We start from the raw sequence: 6,342 nt of genomic DNA, 5'->3' as shown, positions 1-6,342 counted from the left end.
GATTCTCACCATGCTGGTGATCTTGATTCTCGGTTTCTTTATTGATTTCGTAGAAATCTCGTTCATCATTGTTCCCGTACTGGCACCGATTGCCGAGCTGCTTGGCATCAGTATGCTCTGGTTTGCCATTTTGATTGCCATGAACCTTCAAACCAGCTTTTTGACGCCTCCCTTTGGCTTTAGTTTGTTCTACCTGAAGGGGGTCGCACCGCCTGAAATACGAACGGCCGATATCTATAGAGGTGTGATGCCTTTTATTGTGTTGCAGGTGCTCGTTGTCTTAGCAATCCTTTTCTTCCCGGGCTTCTTTGGTCTGCTTTAAGCAAAAAAAACAGAGCAGATTCAAATCTGCTGATGTGTCGCGTCAGTTCTCGAGTATTACCCCATTTTAGAAGTGTCTACGGAAATGGGGTAATACTAGTGATCAGATGTCTATTTAGCGTGTACTGGAGTGTCTGATCTTTCTTCCAGATATAGGGCGAGTAGACGGTTATTCGTAACAGTTAAGGAATATTTGATTTCTGAATTCCGCTATATACTGCTTTTGACTTTCCTCTGTCGGTCCGATGGGGGCTTTATATGCTGTTTTGACCAACTCCTTCACCACGTTTTTGACGTTCTCATCGGTTTCCGTTTCGGCCTCTACGTCGACCACTAAGCGCATAACCTCGGGTAAAGGCATGTCTTGTTGGCGAGCGGTCATGATGACTTCTGCAACCTGTGAAATAGACCTACAATTCTCGATTTGCGCCTCCGACTCAGCATGGCTTGTCGTTGCGTTTAAGGCGCTCAAAAGCGCTATTGCGCTGACTGTCTTTTTCATTAAATGCTCCTGCTGCAACCTAAACACCATGATCGCGTTGAGTTGATTGTTTGGTATAGAGACTCAAAAAACACCGCTCGTTATGTTGGTCTTAACAGACCGCCACTGCAGCCAAGTCTCATGAAACGTGGGAACTTTTCATCAGTCTCATGACAAGAACGCAGAGCGCTCACTAAGAGACCATCGATGAGCGTAAGTCCTTCGCCTGTGCTTGCTCGGAGAGCGAACGGATATGGTCAAGATCTCCCTGCTGGCAAAGCGACGACAAGGCGTATCCCAGAGCATATTCAGAGTGGTAGATGACGGCAGGGTCAAGGGCTTCGTGACCAAGCAGGCGCAGGCTGATAAACGATTCTTGCAAGCATGCTGTAACCTCGCGTAGTCCTGCTCCATCGCGAGCAATCGCGCTGAAAGCATCATCCAATAAGGCTTTTACCGACAGTTCGGGTACAAATACTCGGTCATACATAACCGCTTGCTCTTGCGAGCCATCTTCTGCGGAGCGCTGTTGGGTGATGGCCCACTTAGAGATCAAACGTACCATCGTTCTAATAATATCGATGGCGGTTCCTGGGTCATTTACCGCCGGTGACAGCGCGCGACTGGCGATTTCCGAGAGCACGACCATCCCAAAACGCGGGTCTTCATCAAAGGTTCTTGATCGGCCGACACGAAATGCTTGCGCTATTCCACTCGTTAACTGCTCGTCTAGGGCGGCTTCGCTTGTGTCAACAAGAACGAGAGGCTCAGCCAGACTTATAAATTCACCGGGAAGCGCGCGGACGAAGATCCGGCAGTTATTTTTTTCTGCCAGTTCTTGCAGTTGCTTAACGTCTAGTTGCTGCACGTAACCGACATGCTCTGAAAATACGGGCGTTCCCGTCGGTTCTTCGTCCGGCTGCTTGGTACACAGAGTTGGAAATTTTGCATAGGATTGGAGAACGTTATTCAACACGTTCTCGACTTTTCCAATCGTTTCGCCAAGGCGACCTAATCGTGCAATTCGGTCTACCCATCGAACGAAGCTCAGGATCACGATGGCGAATACAACGAGCGTAAGAACAAAGAGCACAAATGTACCCTGCTGTTCAAAAAGGGTGTTCAGGTGTGCTACTAGTCCAACAATGCTGAAGATGAACGCACCGATGAATGTTGATAATGCGTTTTGAGAGACATCATCCGCGATCACTAAAGAGAGGGTGCGGGGCGTTGCGGCATCGCTTGCCGATGTGAACGCGGAAAGCATGGCTCCAACAGCAAATGTCGCAATCACAAGCATGCTGGCAGCCATGACAGACAAAAGCGTTTCTAATGATTGAAAACTAATGTGTGGTAGTTTGTTATCAAATATAACTAGTTGATCCGCGAGACCTGCGGCGATCACAGCGATTAAAGAGAGAACGCAGGAAAATAGAGGCTTAACCCATAGCCTTTCCCCAAGTCTGTTTAATGCGAAGCGTACTTTATTCCCCATACCTCCGAGAGAAACCGACTCTTGATTCTGCATCTTTAACTCCGTTTAAGATCTTCTACAAATAGAAATGGACGATGTATTTTGCGAGACCGCGGCTCCTTTCAGTAACACCAAGCGTAGGTAAAGGAAGAGCCATCTTGGGGCTGTCCGTTCTGCAGCACGACCGATCAGAGTATGCTGACACAGCTGTTTGCGATCAAGAGCTAGCGACTAGCCAGCTCTTGTGCTTTGCAGTGGACGTATTTTGGTTCAAATACCGAGCCGATCAAAACTTGACCGTCATAGCTTGCAGCGACGCTTGAGCCGGAAAGAATACTTCCATCGTCTGCATAAATCGTTTCCACGGAACCGCTCTCAACATCGATAGCATGGGCAACGGACGGCGCGATAACGGATTGGTCAAAGGTGTGGAGCAGAAAATCCAGAGCTTTAGGGTGTGATGCTACAAGAAGTTTTCCGTTTTCACTCCACTCTAAATTGTCGGGCATTACGTCTAAGGCAATGTGATTATTCAGAGTCCACTCTGGTGCTTCACTACTCTCACGCGTATACATGGATATCCGCTCACCGGTCGACTCGGCAACAAACAGCTTGGTTTGTTCTGCATTTGTCAGCACGCCGTTTGCCATGTATAGATCGTTGACCACTTCCGTCACCGTTCCATTGTCGTAGAACAACACATTGGTTTTCGCCAATCTCAGAAAGTCTTCTGCTTTTTCACCCAGCGTTTGTCTTGGTGCGCTGTGGTCATTGGTGATATAGAAACGATGTCGAGAAACGGCATGCACGTCGTTTGGTGAGATCAATTCAGGGAAGGTGATGCTTTCAATCAGCGTCGCCGAGTTCGACCCTGACAGCTCGAATACATCTATCTGGTGCTGAGTGGTCGAAGGGTGATTGACCACGAAAAGATACTGCTTGCCATCTTCTTTTAACAACGAAATCCCGTGAGGGTGAAAGACCTCAGGGTAGTTCGCAGTAATCGGTTTAAGGCTTGGGGTGTCGTCATTTAGGTCGAGACTCCACAATGCGCCGTTCTCCGATGCTCTAGTGCCCTTGGTGAGATACGCTCTACGGTCGTCATTCGCAAAGTAGGCGAGGCCGCTTGCCTGGTCGATGGTGATATCCTCCAGACCAGGAGGCGCGTCTACAGCGATACACATCTCGGAGGACGCTGTACTGTCTGCGGCGTAGTCTAAATTAAAAAGTGGAGCCATTCTCCAGACGCTAATGGCGGCTAATAACACGGTTAACGCTAATACGATTTTTAGGATGTTCATTTTTATTATCTTTGTTTAAGGGGGGCGAAATGAACATCCTTGTCTTCGCTTTCTGTGGCTCTATCGTTTCTTCGGTGTCCACGCCCACGTCATTTCAAACAGAATCGGCTCTTTGTTGTCCGCGTCTGTCACTTTAACCGGTACGACAGTCTCGCCCTTATCGGATGACTGGATCTCCTTAATTTGTGCCTTGGTGAGCTTCGCCTCAGCGCGCATGTCGCCTTTCGCGCGCTTTACGTAATCCGCTTTTATTGTTTTGATGACCGGAACACAATCGTCAGAGATGTTCATCCCGATGAGGTATCCCGTTGCTGATTCTGCGATCAGTACGCTGGCGACGGCGTGGACTGAACCAATGTGGTTCTGCACCGATTTTTTGTTCTTTAGGGTAATGACTGCGTGGTTCTCCGTCAGAGCTTCAACCTTTTGACCTGTTGTGCCAGTGTATTTGACGGTTTTTCCGAACAGCGTCGTGAGCGCCTTGCTTCGCATAAACTCTGGAAGCTTGTTGATGTTGCTTACGATTTTGTTCAGTTTGTTTTGCTTCGCCATCGAGGCGTTCTCCTTGAAAATTCAAACTTTTAGAAATGTGTGTTGCTGCTTAAAGAGAGCCGAAGTTTGAACTGTGGGATCAGTGGTGTCAATTAACCGGAAAGTGCTACCCAGCAGAGACAGGGCTTTGTATAATCGCGGCTTCTTTTTCAAGGAGTTTTGTTATGTCTGATCTAAAAACCAAGTTCGAAGAAACGGTTAACTATGTGCAAAACGCGGAGGGCGATTTTGAGCCATCGAATGAGCTTAAGCTTAAGATGTATGCGTTGTACAAACAGGCAACAGAAGGCGATGTGACAGGCAAAAAGCCGGGCATGATGGATTTTATCAATCGTGCAAAATATTCTGCATGGGAAGAGCTCAAAGGCAGTACTGCAGATGAAGCAATGCAACAATATATTGATGCCATTGAAGAATTGAAAGGCTAATTGACGCTCGTCATTTTAGTTTATTTGCTCAGCTGAAATATTCTGGTAAAGTGCGCGGCGAAATATCACCATAACAATAAAAGGCGGTGAATGATGGATGCAAAAGTGGTTCTAGATGAAGCGCAGCCGGGTCTTTCAGCTGAGTTAGCGAAAGCGAGTATCAAAACAAGATTGTGCGCGCGTACAGCGCATACTTATGAGCAGTGGATCGCTCAATATCTTGCATTTAACGGATTATCGAACCCTTTTAGCTTGAGTGAGAAAAACGTAAAAGAGTTTTTACGGCATATCACGCGTCGCCTTTCTCCCTCGCGAGCACGACTAAATCAAGCAAAAAGTGCTTTGGAGTTTTTTTATGCTCAAGTGCTCAAACGTCCTCTCGCGCACTCGGCACTTACCATTCCTAACGCTTAGTGCTTGTGCTCGCCACGGGTGTCGGTGCGATTTCCGCTAAGGTAAACTGCTTTCTAAACTCTCTCGGTGTCATGCCTGTCGCTCTTCTAAATGCCAGTGAAAAAGCGCTGCTTGAGCCAAAGCCTACGTCTTCTGCGACAATTTCAATCGGAAGCTTGCTGGATGTCAGTCGCTGTTTTGCATGATCGATCCGGATCTTTGCAATCAATTCGCGCCAGGTGGTTTTTTCATTCAGTAAGTAGCGCGCTAGAGTGCGCGACGAGATGTTGAGTTGTTTGGCTACGTCGTCACGGCTCAAGCTGAACTTGCTTTTTCTGAGATGGTAAGCCACCTGTTCTGTAAAACTGTCTTTCAGTGGTAAATCTTCGGGTAAATGCATTTGCTCATAACATAATTGCTCTAGAACCCGGCAGCTTTGAGGATTACGTTGCGGCATGGGCTGTAAAAGACTCTGAGCATTCAGCACTAGTTCAGCGCCATTTGGTGCGTGTTCTAATACGCAGCCGAGTTGGTTCCTGAGCTCTAAAATCAATTTTCGATCGGTAAAAAAGGTGCGAGCGGCGATCACCCCTTTAGGTTTTCTTCCGGTCACTTGCTCGATAATAGAAAGACCTGTACCAAGGTCTCGCGCTACTAAAAAGTGCTCAACGCTGAGCGTGTCTTTTTTATATGGAAGCCACGCGACTGATAGCATCTTACTTTGACTGCTGCTCGCGTAATTCGTAAAGTGAAATACCTCTTGGCAATACCTCAGGGCGATGTTGAGAGCGTGCAGCAGATTGTCGCTGCTAAGCATTGCTTGCCCGATGAGACCGTAATGATGGAGCTTGCTTCGTCGTCCGGCCTCATAGCCAAGTCGATCTGCTGGTTCTGAAATCAGACGAGTAATGTTTCTGATGATTTGTAGTTCTTGTGACGCCGTAGGCTCGTATGTTGTTTCTTGGAAAATAGCATCATCGATGTTGGTGTTCTTTAGGCAAGACTCGGTACTCAAACCCTTGAGTTTACCGAATTCGACTAATAGTCGGCATTGTTCAAGTGCCAGTCCCGGGGACCGCTGATATCGACGCATACTGCTTTTGACCAAGATAGACGCCTAATAGTGTATCCCGAGTTCGTTGCGTGGTCTGCGTAAGCGCTCTCAGAAATGTGGATTTATGAGCGGAAACAAAAAAGCAGGGCATAGGCCCTGCTTTCTAGCCGAAGAATGAGCTACAGAGTAGGAATCGTGACGATGTTCTGTTCACTTGTCTTGTACTGAAAGTCTACATAGAAGTCGGCAGAAGTTGGCGATTTGTAGTAGGGGTCTTTCGTATCAATTGCCAAGACGACTCGGTTACCCGGCGGGATGTCGTATGCCGTGGTAATCAT

8 protein-coding genes are annotated in these 6,342 nt (G+C 47.6%); 3 read left to right on the top strand and 5 right to left on the bottom strand.

Annotated features, from left to right (window positions below; translation table 11 throughout):
- The coding region (locus tag A3751_RS12550; protein WP_156492415.1) for a TRAP transporter large permease subunit at window positions 1-322 on the top strand (322 nt) is incomplete at its 5' end.
- 168 nt (window positions 323-490) lie between these two features.
- On the opposite strand, the gene A3751_RS12545 is transcribed toward A3751_RS12550, so the two are convergent.
- From A3751_RS12545 to A3751_RS12530, 4 genes are all read right to left on the bottom strand, one after another.
- Window positions 491-823 carry a hypothetical protein gene (locus A3751_RS12545; RefSeq protein WP_156492414.1) on the bottom strand — a complete coding sequence of 111 codons (333 nt, stop codon included), beginning with the start codon at window positions 821-823 and terminating at the stop codon, window positions 491-493.
- A 172-nt stretch (window positions 824-995) separates the two neighbouring features.
- Complete coding sequence (locus A3751_RS12540) at window positions 996-2,330, bottom strand: DUF2254 domain-containing protein (protein WP_156492413.1); 1,335 nt, start codon at window positions 2,328-2,330, stop codon at window positions 996-998.
- A gap of 170 nt (window positions 2,331-2,500) precedes the next feature.
- A complete protein-coding gene (locus tag A3751_RS12535; RefSeq protein WP_068491510.1) occupies window positions 2,501-3,577 on the bottom strand; it encodes an SMP-30/gluconolactonase/LRE family protein in 1,077 nt (358 codons plus the stop codon).
- A gap of 60 nt (window positions 3,578-3,637) precedes the next feature.
- Entirely contained in the window at window positions 3,638-4,129 is a 492-nt protein-coding gene (locus A3751_RS12530) for a DUF4442 domain-containing protein (RefSeq protein WP_068456517.1), read from the bottom strand.
- Window positions 4,130-4,293: 164 nt separating this feature from the next.
- Between A3751_RS12530 and A3751_RS12525 the strand changes: the two genes are divergently transcribed.
- Both A3751_RS12525 and A3751_RS12520 read left to right on the top strand, forming a co-directional pair.
- On the top strand, window positions 4,294-4,557 hold the full coding sequence (locus tag A3751_RS12525) for an acyl-CoA-binding protein (protein WP_068456515.1): 264 nt from the start codon (window positions 4,294-4,296) through the stop codon (window positions 4,555-4,557).
- A gap of 90 nt (window positions 4,558-4,647) precedes the next feature.
- Window positions 4,648-4,971, top strand: coding sequence for a phage integrase N-terminal SAM-like domain-containing protein (locus A3751_RS12520; protein WP_082863233.1), 324 nt, complete (start codon window positions 4,648-4,650; stop codon window positions 4,969-4,971).
- On the opposite strand, the gene A3751_RS12515 is transcribed toward A3751_RS12520, so the two are convergent.
- Window positions 4,961-6,058 carry an AraC family transcriptional regulator gene (locus tag A3751_RS12515; RefSeq protein WP_156492412.1) on the bottom strand — a complete coding sequence of 366 codons (1,098 nt, stop codon included), beginning with the start codon at window positions 6,056-6,058 and terminating at the stop codon, window positions 4,961-4,963. The genes A3751_RS12520 and A3751_RS12515 overlap by 11 nt on opposite strands.
- Window positions 6,059-6,342: the final 284 nt, after the last annotated feature.

It is taken from the genome of Oleiphilus sp. HI0080, assembly GCF_001635135.1.
This window is presented reverse-complemented; position numbering and strand designations above follow the sequence as displayed.